Source organism: Planktomarina temperata RCA23 (assembly GCF_000738435.1).
Classification (GTDB): Bacteria; Pseudomonadota; Alphaproteobacteria; order Rhodobacterales; family Rhodobacteraceae; genus Planktomarina; species Planktomarina temperata.
This window is the reverse complement of record NZ_CP003984.1, coordinates 703,326-721,798: the sequence shown is the minus strand read 5'-3', so window position 1 is coordinate 721,798 and position 18,473 is coordinate 703,326. Positions and strand designations below refer to the sequence as shown.

The window sequence follows — 18,473 nt, the reverse complement described above, 5'->3', positions numbered from 1 at the left end:
AGGTTTATCTTCGGTCTAGTGTGATCGAGTTACTGCATAGCTGGATGCGTCCAAGGGTGTGGGCTTGCCCATGATGAGATCAGCAAGCAACTCTGCCGACCCGGTGGCGAGGGTCCAACCCAGATGGCCGTGCCCGGTATTGACCCAAAGCCCCTTGCTGGATGTTTCGCCGATATAGGGCAGACCGTCAGCACTCATCGGGCGGAATCCAGTCCACGGCTCTCGCTTGCAGCCGTCAAGCGTCTGCGCAAGGTTGGGGTAAACGGATTTGGTCAGGCGATCGAGTTGCCGGATAATTTTGGGGCTTAGAGTGTCGTCATGCCCGGCGAACTCGGCAATTCCAACAGCACGCAATTTGCCATTTATTGGAACAATCCCGACATGCCTCCCTTCGTCGATAACGGGATGCGAAGGCAGGTCGTTGACGCCGGTTGTATCGTATGTAACCGAGTACCCTTTCACGGGGCGCACCAAGATTGATCTTGCGTCTTTTGCAACCAATTTTCTTGTATTGGCTCCAAGGGCCAGAATGGTATTCTTCGCCCGAATATTTCCGATTGTTGTACGCGCGCCGATGACCCTGTCGCCTGACATCAGCAGTTCATTGGCTTGACAACTAACATGTATTATCTGACCAGAAGCGACGAGGTCATCGCGGAGGATTTGACAGAATTTTCGCGAGTCCGCCACCACATCAGCGGAAAAACGAATTCCGCCTGCCAGCTGCGGGGCCAGCGCTTGAAGGTGCGGCTCAGCCTCAACAGTTTGATCAGGCGTCAGTGCCTCCCAATCTAGCCCGACCTCACTTAGGTGACGATTGGATCTGATCTGGGCTTCCAGACTTGGTTGGTCGCGGTAGATTTTGATGGTGCCACATTTTTTGGCTGCGAATTGGTCTGCGTATCCATTGTAGTATTCCTCAAAGACATCCATGGAGAAGAGAGACAGTTCGAGCAATCGGCGCGTATGGAGTTCGTGCAGATGCGGCTTTGAGTTCTTGAGAAATTGCAGGCCCCATTTGAACAGGGACGGGATAGCTTTTGGCTTGATCCGCAGTGCGGAATTTTGTGTCACGATTGACCTCAAAAGCGTGGGTAATATCCCTGGCGAATTCCATGGCATGGTCTGTGAAGGCACCAGCATCGCACCGTTTGCAAAGTTGGCACCGAGACCGACATCTTCGTTGGCCTCCACCAACACGACCGAGCAGCCGCGTTTGGCCAATCGGTGGGCCGATGTGATGCCAATCAGCCCACCGCCGATTATGAGCGCGTCCGCTTTCACGGCTTGTCCGTGATATGCGCGTAGGCGACGATTTCAACTTTGGCTTCCGGTGCTAGAATTTCAGCAACGACGACCGTCGCCCAGTTTGCAGGAACAGAGTTTTGCATACCAACTTCTTTCTATTCTGGCTGGTGTTTTGGCGGCGCTAGGAGCCGAAGAACATGTTCGGCAACCAAAGAGCGATTCCAGGGATAAATGTGGTGATCAGCAAAGTTGGCAGCCAAGCAAACACGATGAAAATCAGTGTCGGCCAGATCAGTTTTCGAACCGGCACGCCTGTCACTTGCGATCCGAGATACAGAAGCGGTGCCGTTGGCGGCGTGATGTTGCCCATGCCAAGATTAACACCAAGAACTGCGGCAAAGTGGATTGGATCCATTCCAGCCCCCACGGCGATGGGCAACAGAAGCGATGCGCTCAGGATGATTCCACTGATATCGTCCATCAGCATACCAATCAAAAGCATGACCAGATTGAGCATCAGGAAAATCATTATTGGGTTATCTGAAATGGAATAGATCAGATCCTCGGCGAGGCTGGGAATATCTTCGAAAATCAGGAAGCGACTGGCGATTAAGACTGTGAAGATCATGACCATGACCACGCCGACCATAATCGCCGAATGTTTCATACTTTCATAGAAAGTTTTGAGTGTCAGGCCGCGGTAGACGAAGAAGCCCACCGGAATGGCATAAATTACGGCGACGCCAGCGGCTTCGGTGGGCGTCATGATGCCACCATAAATGCCGCCCAGAATGATCAGTGGCATCAGGATCGCCGGTGTTGCGATGGCTGTCTTACCAGCAAGTGCACGGAAGAAACGGTCCGGAACTTCGGTAACCAGAATCTCGGTATCCTTCCGAAGGATCACGAAATTCACGATGATCAACAGGGTCATAAGGATCAGTCCTGGTACGACCGTTGCGAGGAAACACTCAAGAACGTTCAACTGACCGACCCAAGCATAGAGCAACTGTGCTCCGCTTGGCGGAATCAATAGGCCTAGAGGACTCGCACTGATCACCAATGCGCCGGAAATGCCTGCGGGATACCGTGCCTTGCGCAGATGCGGCATGATGATCGAGCCGATGCAGGTCAGTGTGGCGGCACCGCTGCCCGAGATTGCGCCGAACATCGCACTGGCCACGACCGAGGCAGCACTTAGCCCGCCGCGGAGATGGCCGAACATAAGCTCTGCAATCTCGACAATCGGCTTTGCAATTTTGCCCCGCTGCATAATATCGCCAGCCATGATGAAAAGAGGAATGGCCAGCAGGATAACTGAATTCATCTTCCAGTGGCCCGTCGCGAAGAACCCAGAGACATCGTACCCTCCGGTATAGGCCAGAACGATCAACACACCGCCAAAGGCCAATGGAACCGAGACGCCGATTGCCAGCAGGACGCAGATAAGGATTATGGCGATGAGGATTACCATGTCACAATCTCCTGCTCATCAGGCTCCGCCTGTCGCGCTTTCGCCATGGCCTCGGCATATCGTTCGGGGCCCACGCGCAGCATCAGGAAGATCGACAAGGCGCTGTAGAACGTCATAAACACGAACCCCACGAAAATTCCAAAGCGTGGAACAATAAACGGAATCTTCAGGGCGATGGTGGTTTTCCATCCAGGATATGCCGCGATCTCATCCGCAATCATCAGCCAAGCCCAGTAAACAAGTACCAGCGTTATCGACAACTCGATGATCTGGATCACGAGCTTGCGAAGCCACAGCAGTGTTGAATTTTCGGTGACTGTATCAAGAAGATCGGCGTTGATCTGTTTGTCGTAATAAGTGCCAAGCGCACTGCCCAGGAAGAAGATCCAGAAGCAGATTGGCATGAGCCATTCTTCGTAGGCAAAAAGATCGCGTTCCAGAACATAGCGAAACAGCACTACGAAAAAGAATGTGATCGGCAGTATCGGGAGAGCGACGCTCACCAGGACCGACTTGATCCGAACCATCAGCCGAACGAACCGGCTCAGACCGGGTGGCAATGCATCTTCAAATAGTACCATTTAAAGTTCACTCCCCGTTAAGAGGGGGATGCCAGACAATCACGGCATCCCCAATTTATGAGCAACCTAAGAAAATCTTGGTTAATTGGCCGTCAGTTCGTCGATAAGGTCCTGCCCAACCACGTCAGCCAGTTCCGGCCAAACGTTTTCCTGGATGTGGGCGACCATCGCAGCGCGCTCTTCAGGGCTGTACTCAAGGATTTCCCAGCCGGCTTCTTTCAACTGCTCGACGAAGCCTTCATTGCGCTCCCAGGCTGTGTTGATCGCAACGCTGGCGGCTCTCTCGGCGGCGGCCCGGATAACGTCACGCTGTTCCTGGTTCAGCTTCTCCCAGGACTTGCCACTGGCATAGAATGATGACGCTTCGATAGCCGTGTTCACGGGAATAAAGTATTTCCCAACTCCGGCGGCCGCGAAGGTCGAATAGGCCCATTCCGGCGTACAGCAGATCGCTCCGTCGATGACGCCAGATTGGAGCGCTGGCAGAACCTCCGCCCAGTTCATCGTTGTCGTCCGGTACCCGAGGCTTTCGGTGGTCTTTTTGGCGACCTCTGAACTCCAGACGCGGATGTTCATGCCCTTATCACCGAAACCGGCATAATCGGTAGGTTTTTCGTTCGCTACAATACCGACCAACCCTTCGCCAGTATTGGCAAGATAGACCAGCCCCAGGTCGTCCATGATCCCGCCCAGAATCGTATTCAGCTTGGACTCCGGGTCTCCATAGACCGCTTTCAACTCGTCAAAAGTTGTCACCAACCCTGGCAGGTTCATGAGTTCCAGCCGAGGATCGGCCTGAGCGTAGATGAACGCTTGTACAAGGTCGATATTGCCGCGAATTGCATCTTCGATCAGCTCTTCGCCGGACCCCAACTGTGAGGCCGGGAAATAGGAGATTTTCACGCCTACGTCTGCGTCTTCAATCTCTTTGATCATGTTTTCGACAATCCCGTGGCCAAAGTGGTTGACTGGATAGGTCCCAGCCAATTTCAGCCTGACCGTGTCGGCAAGGGCTGTTGTTGCAAGGAGCCCTGACAACGCCAGACCCGAGACTATACCGAATGCATATTTTTTGAGTTTCATAGTTTTCCTCCTGTTAAAACTGCGCTTGCGCTCCGGAATGCGTAAACTGCGTTCCGTCGGTGTCACTACAAGTTAATCGATTAACTTCTACAAATCAAATTAAATCGATTAACTTGAATTCTTCATGAGGCGGCTTACATTAAAAAGCGTTGGAAATTACTACCCTAGGCAATCATAACCATAGGTAAAATAGCAAGAATGCAGAAGCCGTCCCTTAGTCAAATCGCAAAACAGTTAGGACTTTCCACTGCAACTGTCTCTTTAGCGATGAAGGAAAACAGCCGAATATCAGACCAGACGCGTGCCAGGGTCAAAGAAGCACTGCGCGAACAGGCTATGTCTATCAGCGTTCCGGGGCAGGGTTGAGGAAGTCAAAGACCGACACGGTGGGTATCGTGCTTAATAACGTGTCCGACCCGTCCTTCAGCGAGCTTCTGGGATCGATTGAAGGTGAACTTGCCAAAGAAGGGAAAACGGTCTTCCTGTGCAATACGGATGAAAAGGTGGAGAGACAATCCGAATTTATCAGGAAAATGTCTGAGTACAATGCAGATGGCATCGTCCTGGTTCCAGCGATGGGAACTCAGGCGACCGACCTGGAAGAGATGAAGAAATTCAGCCCCCCAATAGTGTGTGTCTCGCGAGAGATCAGTGGCTATCCCATCGATTCAGTCGTGGTTGATGAGACACTTGCGGGTTACACGGCGGCAAAACATCTGCTTAACCTTGGTCACAGACGCATTGCCGCTGTTGGCGGCACAGTCAATATTTCCCCATTTAACCGTCGCATGAAAGGCATCAGGCAAGCATTTGACGAAGCGGGTCAAGAGTTTGATCGTGCGCTTGTTTTCGAATGCCGCCCTGTTCGTGCTCAGGGATACGAAGCAGCGGCGAGAATTCTGGATGTCGAAGATCCGCCGACTGCTGCCATCGGATATAATGCTATCGTCACCCTTGGACTGAAAGCCGGTTTGCAGAGGTTGGGAAAAAAAATCGGAGAAGATTTCTCGTTGATCGCGAACGAGGGGATCGATGAGTTGCAACACACCAATCCGCCGCTGAGTACGACAAGCATTGATCTGCAAGAGATGGGGAGAGTTGTCATTCAACATCTGCTAAGCCGTATCTCGGATCCGACAGCGCCAACTAAACTCACTCTCGTCCCGACAGAATTGATCCTGACTGATAGCGTTAGCTCACATCGTTAAAGTATGTCGCGTTCTATCGGATTGATTTCGACCAAGTGCTGAGCGTTCGACCGCCATGGCACGGGCGGAAGCGTGCCCAATACCTGCGTATCGGGCGGGTGAATGCGATCAAACGCGACACGATACTTCCCTCAGATATCGTATGCGGTTTCGATAGGTTGATAAGAAAGTGGGAGCAGCCTATGTCGCGAACGCGATAATCACAGGCTCTTCTCGCAAGTCACCAATCCAAGAGCTGTTCTCATCATGCCGAGATGATCGAGCGGGGCAGTTGCGTGCTATGTTCTTGGTCGAACGATGCAACCGCCCAGTCTTACTTCACTTGCCCCAGGACAGGACGAGCGGATCAATCGGCCGAAGAACATCCAAGAGCCCCGCACGGGTCTCGGGATGCAAAGGTGCAATCGGGTGGCGGCAGTAGTCAGAATTGATCACCCCCCCCTCCATCATCGCGGTCTTTGAGGCGCGCCAAAGGCACTGGCGGTTTTCAAAGTTGATCACCGGCAGCACCTGACGGTAGACCTCAGAAGCACCTTCGCGGTTGCCTTGGGCGTGCAAAGCCAGGATGGGCTTGATCTTGTCGGGAATTGTGGCAGAGGTCATGGTGCCAGTAGCCCCTGCATCCAAGTCTGCCATCAAAGTGATACCTTCTTCACCGTCGAAGGGGCCTTGGATCGCCTCACCGCCTACAGCAATAAGCTCGCGCAGTTTACCGGTTGCCGGAATGCACTCGATCTTAAAGAGCTTCACCATCTCGATTTCGCGGGCGATCCTGACCAGAAGCGGCACAGTCAGATCATTGCCGGCCATCGGCGCATCCTGCACCATGATCGGGATGCCCACCTCGCCGACCGCTTTAAACTGCTCAAAAATTTGCTCCGGCGTCCCCCGCAGTGTTGCCCCGTGATAGGGGGGCATCAGCATCACCATGCTGGCGCCAAGCGATTTCGCGAGACGCGTGCGCTCCAAGGCAATCTGGGTTGCGAAGTGGCTGACTGTCACGATCACCGGCACCCGGTTCGCCACATGTTCCAGCGACAATCGGGTCAGCACCTCGCGCTCTTCATCAGACAGCACAAACTGCTCGGAGTAATTCGCAAGGATGCAGATGCCATCGACACCCGCATCGATCATGAAGTCGAGCACACGCTTCATACCCTCGAGGTCAAGTGTTCCATCGTCATGAAAAGGGGTCGGGGCAACCGGCCAGATGCCTTTGTACATTTTAACCACTATTATTCACCTTGGACGTTCATTTCAGATCTTGAGGCAGCAGTGCCTCTGGCATGTTTTGGAAGCACACAGGCCGAAGGAAACGTCGGATCGACAGAGTGCCCACCGAGGTCGCACCAAAATTTGTCGAGGCCGGATAGGGGCCGCCATGGACCATCGTGTCAGATACTTCGACGCCGGTCGGAAAGCCGTTGACCAAAACTCGCCCCGCCTTGCGCTCAAGGATTGGCATCAAGGCCTGCGCCTGGGCGGTGTCGTCTTCATTCATATGGACGGTGCAGGTCAGCTGCCCTTTAAGTCCCTTCGCGACAGCGGTCATTTCGGCCGCATCTTCTGCTTCGACAACCAGGCCCAGCGGACCGAAGACTTCCTCGGCCAACACATCATTTGCCAACCACTCACGCGCAGTGACGCGGAAAAGGTACGGCGTTGCATTGCGCAGGTCGCAGGTGGTGGTGAGGATTTCCTGCACGCTGGAATTGGCGCGGATCCGGTCGCGCCCATCGCGATAGGCTGCGGCGATCCCGTCAGTCAGCATTGTCTGCGCGCCAACCTGCTCCAATGCCTTGGTAGCTGCCGCGACAAAACGCTCGGCATCTGCACCCGACTGCACGACGGCAATACCCGGATTGGTGCAGAACTGTCCGGCTCCCATAGTCAAGGAGCTGGACCAGCCCTCGCCCATTGCCTCAGCACGGGAAGAGAGAGAATGTGGCAGCAGGAACATCGGATTGACTGAGCCAAGTTCGCCAAAGAACGGGATAGGCTCTTCGCGGGATGCGCACAGATCGAACAGTGCCCGCCCGCCGCCCAGCGAACCGGTAAAGCCAACCGCCCTAACCAATGGATGCTGAACCAGCGCGGCTCCTACGTCCCGCTTGCCTCCTTGGATCAGGTTGAACACGCCAGGGTGCAGATCCATCGCCTTCACGGCCTTCTCGATTGCTTGAGCCACCAGCTCCCCCGTTCCCGGGTGCGCTGAGTGGCCTTTGACCACTACAGGGCAGCCTGCGGCCAATGCTGCTGCTGTGTCACCCCCTGCGGTCGAGAAGGCAAGTGGAAAATTCGAAGCACCAAAGATCGCAACCGGGCCGATGGGCCGCTGAACCATATACAGCTCAGGCCGCGGCAGTGGCTGCCGGTCAGGCAAGGCGCTGTCATGGCGACGGTCCAGATAATCGCCTTTCAGAACATGCTCCGCGAACAAGCGCAGCTGGCCGACAGTCCGACCGCGTTCTCCGATCAACCGCGCTTCGGGCAGACCGGTTTCCTGACAGCCAATCTCAGTGATTTGGTCGCCAAACGCTTCGATCTCGTCGGCGATCCGGTTCAGGAAGGCCGCACGTGTTTCCCGACTGGAATAACCGTAGGACCAGAACGAGTCTTCAGCCGCTTCACAGGCGCGCTGCACGAGTTTCGCGGTTCCCGCGGTAAAATTATGAGCCGGACCATGTGCAGGCTGTGAAGAAAAGGTGCTGTCGCTGTCGAGCCATTCGCCGGCAATTAGATGTTTTCCGTTCAGCATGAGTGTCTCCGTTCAGAGCAGGCCACGGCGGGCCAGATTGCGCATCAGATGCGAAGCTGCGAAGTCCCAGGGCGGGCATTCGGTCGAAAGGCGCACGGTATTGACCAGAGCACCCAGATCAGAGTTTGAAATGGTCACGATATCACCCATTTTGTGCGTGAAACCACCCCCGGGGTGATCACGGTCCTCGGTTGGAGCGAAAAGGGTTCCCATCATCAGCATGAACCCATCGGGATACTGATGGTGCGTACCATAAGCCTGCCCGACCAGGTCCAGCGGGTCGCGGCTGATCTCGGCCATTGTGCTGTGACCGTCCATCACAAAGCCATCCTCCCCGGTAACCCGCAAATCAAGTTCCGCTTTACGCACATCCGCGATCGAATAGGTTCCATCAAAGAGGCGAATGGCAGGTCCTACCGAGCTGGCGGCATTGTTGTCTTTTGCCTTTCCAAGCAGCAGCGCCGAACGGCCTTCGACATCGCGAAGGTTCACGTCGTTTCCGAGTGTGGCCCCCTTGACCTCGCCCCGGCTGTTTACCGCCAGAACCACTTCTGGTTCCGGATTATTCCAGCGCGACATTGGATGCAGGCCAACGCTTGCACCCCAGCCAACCGAAGACAGCGCTTGAGCCTTGGAGAAAACTTCCGCATCCGGGCCAATTCCGACTTCGAGGTATTGCGACCAGGCTTCCTCGGCGAGAAGCGCGTTCTTCAACTCAATTGCCTGGTCTGACCCGGGAACAATCCCGGTCAGGCTATCGCCTAAAATAGTCTCGCAGCGCCCGCGGATCGCCTTGGCCTTGGTAGGATCACCGAGTGCCTGCTCTTCAATCACCCGCTCCAACATTGAGGATACAAAGGTCACGCCACATGCTTTAACTGGCTGCAGATCGCAGGGCGCCAGAAAATAGGGTAATTTAGGATCAGGCCGTTCGACGGAATTCTCCTCGAGCTCGCCCAGCGTGCAAATTGCTTCGCCTGAGGCAGACTTGATCCAGCCCGCCGGATCGTCCTGCTCAAGCAGGTCGCGTACTGTTGCCACTTCACGCGAGGTCACATCGACAATGCATCCGTCGCGCAAGTAGCAAACCGAAGGCCCTGAAACCGCTGGATTCCAGACCCGCAGAACAAAACAGCCCTGGTCAGGCAAACCGATATGCATATTCGTATCTCCAAGTTCCGTTACGCCAGTTTGACCGCTCAGAAGCGCCCGTAGGTCAAGTAGGCTTCCTTCGGATCCGTCCCGCTACGGATAGCCGAGCGGACCTTGTTCTCGGTGTTCATCACTTCCTCTACCTCAGCCACGATCTCTTCAGCGATTTCACCTGGGATAAGGATGGCCCCATCAATGTCGGCAATCAGAAAATCCCCGGGCTTAACGACAACGTCACCGATCTGCACAGGGACTTCCATTTTGTCGACCGACCATGCGCCCACCACATCGCGGGCGGTGTAGAAGCGATGGAAAACGGGGAAACCGATGTTACGAATGAAATTGCTGTCCCGACACCCGCCATTGGTCACATATCCGCGCACACCGCGCATCTGGAGCGTCTCGGCAGACAGTTCCCCCATCATCGCGATGTCGTCGGTGTGGCCATTGCAAACTACGACATGGCCAGACGGCGCTGTTGAAAGGAAACCCGTCCAAGCCAGCAGAGCATCATCAGCACTAATCCCAGGTTTTGGTGTTCCTGAAATTGTGAAAACGGGACCAGCAAGAACATGAGTATCGTCAATCGGCCGGATGTCTTTGGGCAGAACAGTATTGTCGATCCCTCTCTCGCGCAGGGCGTCATAAACTGCTCCGCTGTAGCATTTTGCAAGGCGTTCGGTGAGAGCGGCTTTTTTGTCATTATCTGTCATGGGTTTTCCTCCAAGTGACTTAATTTACAAGAGTTAGTAGGTGGACCGGCCGCCTGACAAATCGAACACAGCGCCCGTGGTGAACGAGTTTTCAGGTGATACCGCCCAAACCATCATCTCCGCGGCCTCTTCAACTTTCAGAAACCGACCACGGGGAATTTTGGAAAGCATGTAATCGATATGCTCTTGGGTCATTTGATCGAAAATCCGGGTCCGGGCGGCGGCGGGTGTTACGCAATTGACCGCGATGTCGTATCCAGCCAACTCCTTTCCCAAAGACTTGGTCAGACCAATTACCGCCGCTTTGGAAGCTGAATATGCAGAGGCATTGGGATTGCCCTCCTTGCCCGCAACGGAGGCCACATTCAGAATGCGACCATAACCCTGCTCTTTCATACCTGGAACGCAGACCCGGTTCACATAGAAAGTGCCGTTGAGATTGACATCAATGACTTGTTTCCAAGCCTCAGGGTCATAAGCATCCAGGTGCGCATTCGGCCCGGAAATTCCCGCACTGTTGATTAGAATAGAAGGAACACCGAATGCCTCACAGGTGCGCGCATAGGCGGCTTCCACTGTCGCCAAATCATTGATTTTGCAGTCAACTGCCATTGCATTGCTGCCGAGGTCAGCCATGGCGTCCTTGTTGCCTGGATCTATATCCCAGCTGGCAACAAGCACACCTTTTTGGATCAGCAGCCGGGCCACAGCCAAACCAATTCCCTGCGCGCCACCGGTGACCACCGCGATCTGGTTTTCCATCGCTATGCCCCTTTGATTGCTGCCATGACGTTCTGGTGCTGCACGCCCAGACCTTCGATGCCGAGCTCCATATTGTCGCCAACCTTGAGATAAACGGGTTCGGGTTTGATCCCCATGCCGACACCAGGAGGGGTGCCAGTGGAGATAATGTCGCCTGGCTGAAGGCTCATGAATTGCGAAAGGTAGGAGACGAGGTGAGCCACGCCAAACACCATAGTGTTGGTGCTGCCGTCCTGTCGGCGCTTTCCGTTCACGTCCAGATACATTGATAGATTCTGCGGGTCCGGCACTTCGTCGCGGGTAACCAACCACGGTCCGATGGGCCCGAAGGTGTCGGCTGATTTGCCCTTAGTCCATTGACCCGCGCGCTTGTTCTGGAAATCACGTTCGGAAATGTCGTTGATCACGCAGTAGCCCGCAACATGGTCGAGAGCGTCTGCCTCATCGATGTATTTTGCCTCTTTGCCGATCACCACTCCCAGTTCAACTTCCCAGTCGGTGGCCTTCGAGCCAAGGGGGATTTCAACCGCGTCGTTGGGACCGCAAATTGCCGAGGTCGCCTTGGCAAAGATCACCGGCTCCGGCGGCACCTCCAGCCCGCTCTCCTCGGCATGGTCTGAGTAGTTGAGTCCAATACAGACGAACTTGCCCACACCGCCGACGCATGGACCATATCGGTCGACTTCAACGGCAGGCAGCGACGACAGGTCAGCTTCGGCAATGCCGGCCAGGCCTTGATCCGTCAGAACGTCACCAGCAATGTCATACACCAAGCCGGACAGATCGCGCACAACGCCTTCGGCGTCAACGATACCGGGTTTTTCCTGCCCTTTCGGGCCGTAACGTAAAAGTTTCATGATAGTCTCCGTTTAGAGGGCCCAGCCGCCGTCGATGATATGGGCTTGGCCCGTGGTAAATCCGCTGGCATCCGAGGCTAGGTAAACTGCAAGCGCTGCAATTTCGTCTGCTGCGCCAACGCGTCCCATGGGCTGGCGCGCAATGAATTGCTCGTGCGCTACCTCATAGTCGCCAGTTGCGCGCAACCTGTCATGCAACGACGGGCTATCCACGGTACCAGGGCAAATTGCATTGCATCGGATGCCTTGGGTTACGTAGTCAGCAGCGATCGCTTTGGTCATGCCGATAACCGCCGCCTTGGACGCGCAATAGACAAAACGATTTGGCACGCCCTTCAATGAAGATGCCACCGAGGACATGTTAATGATCGAACCCTTGCCTTGTTCAAGCATGCCCGGCAGAACTGCTTTACACAGGCGGTACATGGCCTTGGCATTCAGGTCGAAGGCAAAGTCCCAGTCTTCCTCGGTGCTTTCCAGGATATTGCCCGCATGGACAAATCCAGCGCAGTTGAACAACACGTCCAGCCTACCAGCTTCTGCCAATACTCGCTTAATGTCTTCTGGATTGGTGGCATCCAGTTTCCATGCTGTAATGCCGTCAAGCCCTTCAAGCTCGGCCAGAGCAGTTTCATTGATGTCGGTGGCAATGACCGAGGCACCGGCCTTGGCGAAAGCCTCAGCGCTGGCGCGCCCGATGCCCTGCCCGGCGGCGGTTATCAAGGTGGTCTTGCCCTCAAGGCTAAATTCATATGTCATGATATTGATCCCAGTTTCTAGACGTCACTTTGAAAGAAATGGTTCGAGCCGCACGAAGGCTTCTTCGAGAACATCGGCAGGTTGCGCGTAGCAGAGCCGCAGATAACCTTCCCCCTGGGGGCCGAACGCCACCCCGGGCGCCAGCCCGACTTTGGTTTGCTCAAGGATTTCACCTGCCGCGGCGAAGCTATCGGTCAACCCCTCAACCCGAAAGAAGCAATAGAAGGCACCATCAGGCTCAATGAATTCCACCCGCGAGAAGGCGCTGAGGCGCTCAGCAGTCATTTCATACCCTGCCTGGATCTTGCTCAGCAGGCTGGTAATTTCCGCTTCGCCGTCGCGCAGGGCGGCAATACCCGCTTCCTGGACAAAACCGGCTGTGCAGGAGGTGTTGAACTCGGTCAGCTGACCCAGCTTCGCCTCGAACGCGGCTGGCGCCGTAATCCAGCCAAGCCGCCATCCGGTCATCGACCAGCATTTTGAAAACGAATTGACGGAGACCAGCAAATCCTCAGGCTCTGCCATCGACAGGAATGAGGGTGCGTGACGCCCATGGCGGTAGAGCCGGGAATAGACGTCATCGGCAACGATCCAGATGCCGTGCCGGCGGCAATGCTCCAGCACCAGACGCTGCTCCTCGGTCGGCATGGTCCAGCCGGTGGGGTTGTTGGGCGAGTTAATCACCACCGCTTTGGTGCCCGGTGTCAGCGCCGCGATCAGCTCTTCCACGTCGAGCGCCCAATGACCGCCCTTCGGCGCAATTGCCACGCTCGCAATCTCTGCGCCGGTCGCCTTGAAAGCACCGATGATATTGGGCCAGCCCGGCTCAACTGTGACAACCCGGTCGCCGGGAGTCACAAGAAATTCAGCCGTCAGCATGAGGCCTTGCATTCCGGAAGGGGTGACTGTGACCTGAGCCGGTTTCAGACGGCTGCCCAGAAGTTCGTTGCTATAAGCACAAATCGCTTGCCGCAGCGCCATCGCGCCATTGTTCGGCTGGTACATATGATTGCCAGCCTTGAGCGCGGCAATTGCAGCGTCCACAATCAGTGAATTGGTCGGCCAGGCGCCTTCACCGAACCAGAGTGGTAACACGCCGTCTTGCTTCATTCCAAGCTCTGCAACCTCGCGGATCTTGGATGCCTCCAAGGCCCGCGCACGGTAAGATATCGAGTTTAATAGTGTTGTGTTGTCCATAGAAAAACTGTCAGCCAAAATGACCTGTCATGTCTATTGTTTAATCGATTGAAATATTAGGCAATGTGCCTATAACGTAAGCAACGTGTAAGTTGGAGCGGACTTTTACAACAATGCGAGATGAAATCGACGAGCAAATACTTGAAGCACTGCGCAGGGACTCGCGTCTGCCTGTCACTAATCTTTCTAGGAAGGTTGGCCGTTCGCGCACCGCAGTGCAAGCAAGGCTTTCAAGACTGGAGCAAGATCAGCAGATTCTTGGCTACACAATCAAGGAACCTTCGACGCTTGAAACAGATGGCATAGGAGCAATTGTAATGATCACCATGGAAATCCGAAGCAAGGGAGAAGCAGCGGTACATGAATTTGCCACCATGCCAGAGGTAGCAAATTGTTTAAGGGTCGTAGGAGAGCACGACTTCTTGCTTCTGATCAAGCCCATCAAAAAACTAAAACTAAATATCGTTTTGGAGCAGATTTATAAAATCGATGGTGTCAAGCGTACCGAGACGGTAATAGCGCTCTCCAAAGAGTTCTAAGGGTGTTCACAGGGTGCTCTGCGACGGCGTTCACAGACAAAGCCAAAGGTGTTGTCAGACAAAGCCTCAGTTACAATCACTGTTGCGCCGTGCTGTGCCATTGCGATCGCACCTGCGCGCCCGATTCCGGACCCAGCTCCGGTGACCAGAGCAACTTTGTCTTTCAGTAGAGGAAAGGCGCGCCGATCCACCAGCATTTGACCCGGTGTCAATTATTTTTTCCTTCGCGTTGTATGTTCGCATACATACGCTTCTTGGTTTCCCGCACGCGTTCGGTCGCTTCATGACTTCCATCATGATAGCTGCCGAACCAGTTGTCCCACGGCATCTCGGCATTGCCGTAGTTACATTCGAAATACCGGTGATGCAGTTGGTGGTGGAACGACCCGACCTTAAGGTGCGCTTTGTCTCCCAGCACCAGGTTTTCAAAGCCGGCATGACTGGTGGCGGTCGCCAGCACCAGCCAGTAGCCCAAAAACATGAAACGGAATTGAACGGGCGCTACCAGATCGCAAACGCTGAGGACCTGTCCATTGGTAGTCTGGTCCGCAAAAATCCAGGGCGCAAAACTGCAGGGTTTAAAAGTACCATGCCTTTTGCGACTCACGGGTTTGTCAAAATCGTCAAGGCAGTTGGCGGTTTGATCCAGATCCAGACCAGCTATCCCACGGTGAATTGAATGGTAACTCAGCAAGCCTAGGTGTGAACTGGAGGTGTTGCCAGACAAAGTCTAACGGGTCTCAAAGTACCACGATCACACAAATCTATGAAGCGTAGATTTGAAACCACTCAATGAGAGCGGCACTGCGTTTTTGCTTATAAGTCTGTCTGCTTTCTAGATGTCTTTCATGATTGAAGTGGTTCTGGATTGGAGCCTTGATTGAAACGAATTTCTGCAAGGTTTGGGTCATCTTTAAAATATCAACGCAGGTGCCTAGCTGAATTAATTCAATTTCAGATTAAACAATCAGGACTAATTCCATCTAAACTATGCCTGTCGACATAAAGTTCAACGAGCAAATCAAACACCTTCGTTTAACCCCATACCGTGCAGTTGCACGCCAAAACCCTGTGTAATCCACCAACCCGCGTTAGCTGCCACACTTAGCGGCACGATTAAGGTCGAGCCCGTAAGCCGCAGCACAGACGGCAACAGACACCACTGCGATCAACTGGCTCCAACGGGTGGTTGCGAACTCTGAGGTTTTAGACGATCAAAGTCAGCCTGTGACGTAGCAATACTGGTCGCTGTTGGCATGCCGGATGTATTTGTAGAAGACGGATCGGGCGGCGAACTTGGTGACTTTGGTGACTTTGGTATATTAGGCTTGGGCACTGACGCTATTGCTTTTCCCAAGCGCGATTTGGGTTTACTCTTAGCGCTGACTTTTCCACTTTTAAGCTTCGTGTCCAGTTTGTTGGCTAGAAAGCTTGCGGTGTTGGCAAAGGTTTTGATGTCATCAACTGCCTGCTCAAGGCTGCCGCTACCCGAGGACTTTTCAATAACATCGATTAGACGACGTAGCTCTTCACGGTCATCCATTACCATACCCCCTACCCCACATCCTTGGGGCCTGCAAAAGATCGCCTCGGAATGATAAGTACTGGCCTATAAAAAACCGCAGCGCAGATTTTCGGGGCTGTAAAACCCATTTCGGACAGATGCTCATACTGCCATCCGTTCGGGTGCACGCCACACAGCTTCCGCCTGCCTAGCAATGGCACTGTCACATAGGGCTTTGAGGTTGATCAGCTTTGCAGCCCAAGCCTTATGCTCCTCAGCATCTGACCCATTTAAGCGCGCCGCATAATACCCCAGTTTGTTGGAACAGATTGTCAGTGTCTCAACACTAGGATCAATGCGGTTGTAGCGCAGCACACGGATATAGCCCTCACTGCGCCCAAGCCAGCTGCGACAAAACTCTGGTGTGTTCTGCACAATACCAGTGGCGATCAATTCGTCTCGTAGGTGTTCTAGTAATCTTATGCTCATATGCGTCCTCCAATGCGCTGCTTGCACTGGTATTTATCTCTCTTGAGCGAAGATGCGGTGTTTGTGAGCCGTTTGGCGCGCTGTTCATCGGTGCGTAGCCTTTTCTGCCGGGTTTTCTTGTCTCGTAGATAAATACACGAGGAGATGGACGATGACATTTGAACAGCGCAAACCAGAACGACAGGCTTTGATCGAGCACCTGCTGGCACAAGACTGGAATGTGTTTGGCACGCTCAAGTTTGTGAATGGCAGAACCATTGGACGTAGCAGCGCTGATAAACTCCTACGCAGCTACTGGAACAAAATGGACCGTTTGATGTTTGGCAAAGCTGCTGAACGCCAGAACAAGCGAGTGCCACGCTGGTGCTTTGCACACGAAGGCTCAGACAGCGAGAACTTCCACGTTCACTTTGCGCTGCAGGCCCCGATCCTTGACGTGGATCATATGTGCTGTGTCCTCAATGCCGTGTGGGCGCAGCACCATGCTCAAACAGCGTCTTTGGCGAAGAACTGGATCATGCCAGTGCAGGACCGTGCTGCAGCGGCCAGTTACGTAACACGCGAATACTGGCGCATGGGCAGTGGCACGCTGCTAGATGAACTGTGTTGGGACAGAACACCGGCTGATACGATGGCACAGTATCATCATGACCAACAGGCACATCGCATTACACGGGCAGCCAGCCCACTCTGGCTTAGGCAAGCGCAACAGGCATTAAACGCACAAAAGGCACAATATGAGGCAAGCGGTGATTTGCAGATGATGGAGCGTGGCTAAGCCCCTTCGCGCAGCAAACACCTAAGCAGTTTAAACAATGTAATGTCGTAGGTTCATAACCTTGGCACATCCTTGTTCACGAGCAATTGTTCGAACTAACGAAGGTTCAAAAGAACACAGAAGTTCAACAAAAGCTCAAACGAATTTGATCAAACAAACAGACAGAGAAGAGCTAAACACAGCGTCAGCGGAGCAAACCGTTAGACGCTTTTTTTATGAGCGTAGGGTCGGTGTACGTGCGCTTCTTTTTATACACCAATCATTAAGCGCGAACACATATGATCAACACTGCACGTATATACGCAATCAAACAAAATAAAATATTAATACACAAATACATATACTTGACTGTCTTTCTGGTAGCCCAAACATCAAAGTGAACATACGCTTTAGCTGTAAACAAACAGCAAGGAGCGAACATGACACATCTCACAAAACTTACATTTAAAACAGTTGATCGTAGTGTGAAGCGCGATCCCATTACAGCGCGACGTGACAAGCTCTTAGCAGGGCTTAAAGAACAAAAGCTGGTTCATGCCGCCACACTCAAGAAACAAGATCATCTCGTTGAACGACACAAGTGGATGACCAATGACATTGGAGAGCGTGTACTGGTCAAAACGCATCGCCGCATTCGTCCATGGTTCTTTGAACAAGATGGCGGTTGGTATGTGCAGTGTCGTTATGGGGCGCGCGTGATCACAGCTGATGGCACCAACAATGCCGTGTTTGTGAAGTCATTGGCTGACGTGCTTGGGGTTCTTGATGCCTTGCTTAATGCAGCGGCGGCTGGGGAATTGGATACAGCCATTATCCAAGTGGCAGAGCGCAAACCCGCAGTCAAACCAGGCACTGCCAAAGCTGCAGCACATGCCTGACGCTAACACAGCTAAAATAGCAGCACTTAATGATCACGCACGGCAGACATTCGGGGAGTATCGTGTGATCGTCACTCAAGCTGTTGCCCAGCTGGGCAAGTGTGATGTCGACCACATTCTGAACGAGGTACGCAACTACAACGACTTAACGCCCATCAACGACCCCTTCCTCGAGCATGACTTCGGTTCAATTCAACTCGGGGAAAACACCATCTTTTGGAAGATCGATTACTACGACATTGACCTGCACATGCATTCACCAGATCCAAGTGATCCAACAGTTACAGCACGCATACTCACTATTATGTTAGCGGAGGAATATTGAAGCCAAACGCAGACCATCTCGACACAAACACAGCAAAACTGCCCTCGTCAAAGTGAGAACGCTTGGATATTTGCAGGTCAAACACTGTGTTTGAACATGCAGTGTTAACACTGCACTTGGAAACACAGTGTTTGGCAAAAATGGCAAACAGTACTGTTGCAAACACAG

At 53.6% G+C, this 18,473-nt stretch carries 22 protein-coding genes; 6 read left to right on the top strand and 16 right to left on the bottom strand.

Annotation, left to right across the window (positions count from 1 at the left end; translation table 11 throughout):
* Positions 1-15: 15 nt before the first annotated feature.
* The 4 genes from RCA23_RS03485 to dctP all read right to left on the bottom strand — a co-directional run bounded on the left by RCA23_RS03485 (position 16) and on the right by dctP (position 4,386).
* Positions 16-1,284: an FAD-dependent oxidoreductase gene (locus RCA23_RS03485; protein WP_044049131.1), complete on the bottom strand. Its 1,269-nt coding sequence runs from the start codon at positions 1,282-1,284 to the stop codon at positions 16-18.
* A 145-nt stretch (positions 1,285-1,429) separates the two neighbouring features.
* Positions 1,430-2,722, bottom strand: a complete 1,293-nt coding sequence (locus tag RCA23_RS03480) for a TRAP transporter large permease (protein WP_044049130.1) — start codon at positions 2,720-2,722, stop codon at positions 1,430-1,432.
* A complete protein-coding gene (locus RCA23_RS03475) occupies positions 2,716-3,303 on the bottom strand; it encodes a TRAP transporter small permease (RefSeq protein WP_052377000.1) in 588 nt (195 codons plus the stop codon). The genes RCA23_RS03480 and RCA23_RS03475 overlap by 7 nt, the downstream gene beginning before the upstream one ends.
* Before the next feature lie 81 nt (positions 3,304-3,384).
* Positions 3,385-4,386, bottom strand: a complete 1,002-nt coding sequence (gene dctP / locus RCA23_RS03470; protein WP_044049129.1) for a TRAP transporter substrate-binding protein DctP — start codon at positions 4,384-4,386, stop codon at positions 3,385-3,387.
* Between the two features lie 198 nt (positions 4,387-4,584).
* Between dctP and RCA23_RS16960 the strand changes: the two genes are divergently transcribed.
* Both RCA23_RS16960 and RCA23_RS03465 read left to right on the top strand, forming a co-directional pair.
* Positions 4,585-4,752, top strand: coding sequence for a LacI family DNA-binding transcriptional regulator (locus RCA23_RS16960; RefSeq protein WP_081870876.1), 168 nt, complete (start codon positions 4,585-4,587; stop codon positions 4,750-4,752).
* 20 nt (positions 4,753-4,772) lie between these two features.
* Positions 4,773-5,594 (top strand): substrate-binding domain-containing protein, encoded by an 822-nt coding sequence (locus tag RCA23_RS03465; RefSeq protein ID WP_044049128.1) that lies wholly within the window; start codon positions 4,773-4,775, stop codon positions 5,592-5,594.
* Between the two features lie 318 nt (positions 5,595-5,912).
* Here the strand turns inward: RCA23_RS03465 and RCA23_RS03460 are convergent, their stop codons facing one another.
* The 8 genes from RCA23_RS03460 to RCA23_RS03425 are packed head-to-tail and all read right to left on the bottom strand — an operon-like array spanning position 5,913 to position 13,792.
* Positions 5,913-6,818 (bottom strand): dihydrodipicolinate synthase family protein, encoded by a 906-nt coding sequence (locus RCA23_RS03460; protein WP_044049127.1) that lies wholly within the window; start codon positions 6,816-6,818, stop codon positions 5,913-5,915.
* Between the two features lie 28 nt (positions 6,819-6,846).
* Entirely contained in the window at positions 6,847-8,352 is a 1,506-nt protein-coding gene (locus RCA23_RS03455) for an aldehyde dehydrogenase (NADP(+)) (protein ID WP_044049126.1), read from the bottom strand.
* A gap of 12 nt (positions 8,353-8,364) precedes the next feature.
* Complete coding sequence (locus tag RCA23_RS03450; RefSeq protein WP_044049125.1) at positions 8,365-9,513, bottom strand: fumarylacetoacetate hydrolase family protein; 1,149 nt, start codon at positions 9,511-9,513, stop codon at positions 8,365-8,367.
* 38 nt (positions 9,514-9,551) lie between these two features.
* Positions 9,552-10,217 carry an RraA family protein gene (locus RCA23_RS03445; RefSeq protein ID WP_044049124.1) on the bottom strand — a complete coding sequence of 222 codons (666 nt, stop codon included), beginning with the start codon at positions 10,215-10,217 and terminating at the stop codon, positions 9,552-9,554.
* Between the two features lie 33 nt (positions 10,218-10,250).
* Positions 10,251-10,979, bottom strand: coding sequence for an SDR family NAD(P)-dependent oxidoreductase (locus RCA23_RS03440; protein ID WP_044049123.1), 729 nt, complete (start codon positions 10,977-10,979; stop codon positions 10,251-10,253).
* Between the two features lie 2 nt (positions 10,980-10,981).
* Entirely contained in the window at positions 10,982-11,836 is an 855-nt protein-coding gene (locus RCA23_RS03435; protein WP_044049122.1) for a fumarylacetoacetate hydrolase family protein, read from the bottom strand.
* A gap of 12 nt (positions 11,837-11,848) precedes the next feature.
* The gene (locus RCA23_RS03430; protein WP_044049121.1) at positions 11,849-12,595 is read right to left on the bottom strand and encodes an SDR family oxidoreductase; all 747 of its coding nucleotides are present in this window, start codon (positions 12,593-12,595) and stop codon (positions 11,849-11,851) included.
* Between the two features lie 24 nt (positions 12,596-12,619).
* Entirely contained in the window at positions 12,620-13,792 is a 1,173-nt protein-coding gene (locus RCA23_RS03425) for a pyridoxal phosphate-dependent aminotransferase (protein WP_044049120.1), read from the bottom strand.
* 113 nt (positions 13,793-13,905) lie between these two features.
* Here RCA23_RS03425 and RCA23_RS03420 point away from each other — a divergent pair, with 113 nt between their 5' ends.
* Positions 13,906-14,331 (top strand): Lrp/AsnC family transcriptional regulator, encoded by a 426-nt coding sequence (locus RCA23_RS03420; RefSeq protein WP_044049119.1) that lies wholly within the window; start codon positions 13,906-13,908, stop codon positions 14,329-14,331.
* Here the strand turns inward: RCA23_RS03420 and RCA23_RS16955 are convergent.
* The 4 genes from RCA23_RS16955 to RCA23_RS03400 form a co-directional block, all read right to left on the bottom strand.
* Positions 14,328-14,543 (bottom strand): SDR family NAD(P)-dependent oxidoreductase, encoded by a 216-nt coding sequence (locus tag RCA23_RS16955; protein ID WP_430903303.1) that lies wholly within the window; start codon positions 14,541-14,543, stop codon positions 14,328-14,330. The two genes, RCA23_RS03420 and RCA23_RS16955, sit on opposite strands and share 4 nt — an antisense overlap.
* Positions 14,540-15,058 carry a sterol desaturase family protein gene (locus tag RCA23_RS16615; protein ID WP_174422398.1) on the bottom strand — a complete coding sequence of 173 codons (519 nt, stop codon included), beginning with the start codon at positions 15,056-15,058 and terminating at the stop codon, positions 14,540-14,542. The genes RCA23_RS16955 and RCA23_RS16615 overlap by 4 nt, the downstream gene beginning before the upstream one ends.
* A gap of 441 nt (positions 15,059-15,499) precedes the next feature.
* The gene (locus RCA23_RS03405; protein WP_044049116.1) at positions 15,500-15,874 is read right to left on the bottom strand and encodes a hypothetical protein; all 375 of its coding nucleotides are present in this window, start codon (positions 15,872-15,874) and stop codon (positions 15,500-15,502) included.
* A gap of 123 nt (positions 15,875-15,997) precedes the next feature.
* Positions 15,998-16,324, bottom strand: a complete 327-nt coding sequence (locus RCA23_RS03400; RefSeq protein WP_044049115.1) for a DUF6626 family protein — start codon at positions 16,322-16,324, stop codon at positions 15,998-16,000.
* Positions 16,325-16,475: 151 nt separating this feature from the next.
* Between RCA23_RS03400 and RCA23_RS03395 the strand changes: the two genes are divergently transcribed.
* From RCA23_RS03395 to RCA23_RS03385, 3 genes are all read left to right on the top strand, one after another.
* Positions 16,476-17,102, top strand: a complete 627-nt coding sequence (locus tag RCA23_RS03395) for a hypothetical protein (RefSeq protein WP_044049114.1) — start codon at positions 16,476-16,478, stop codon at positions 17,100-17,102.
* A 419-nt stretch (positions 17,103-17,521) separates the two neighbouring features.
* Positions 17,522-17,980, top strand: coding sequence for a hypothetical protein (locus tag RCA23_RS03390; protein WP_044049113.1), 459 nt, complete (start codon positions 17,522-17,524; stop codon positions 17,978-17,980).
* Entirely contained in the window at positions 17,973-18,305 is a 333-nt protein-coding gene (locus RCA23_RS03385; RefSeq protein ID WP_044049112.1) for a DUF3768 domain-containing protein, read from the top strand. Before RCA23_RS03390 ends, RCA23_RS03385 begins: the two co-directional genes overlap by 8 nt.
* Positions 18,306-18,473 lie beyond the last annotated feature (168 nt).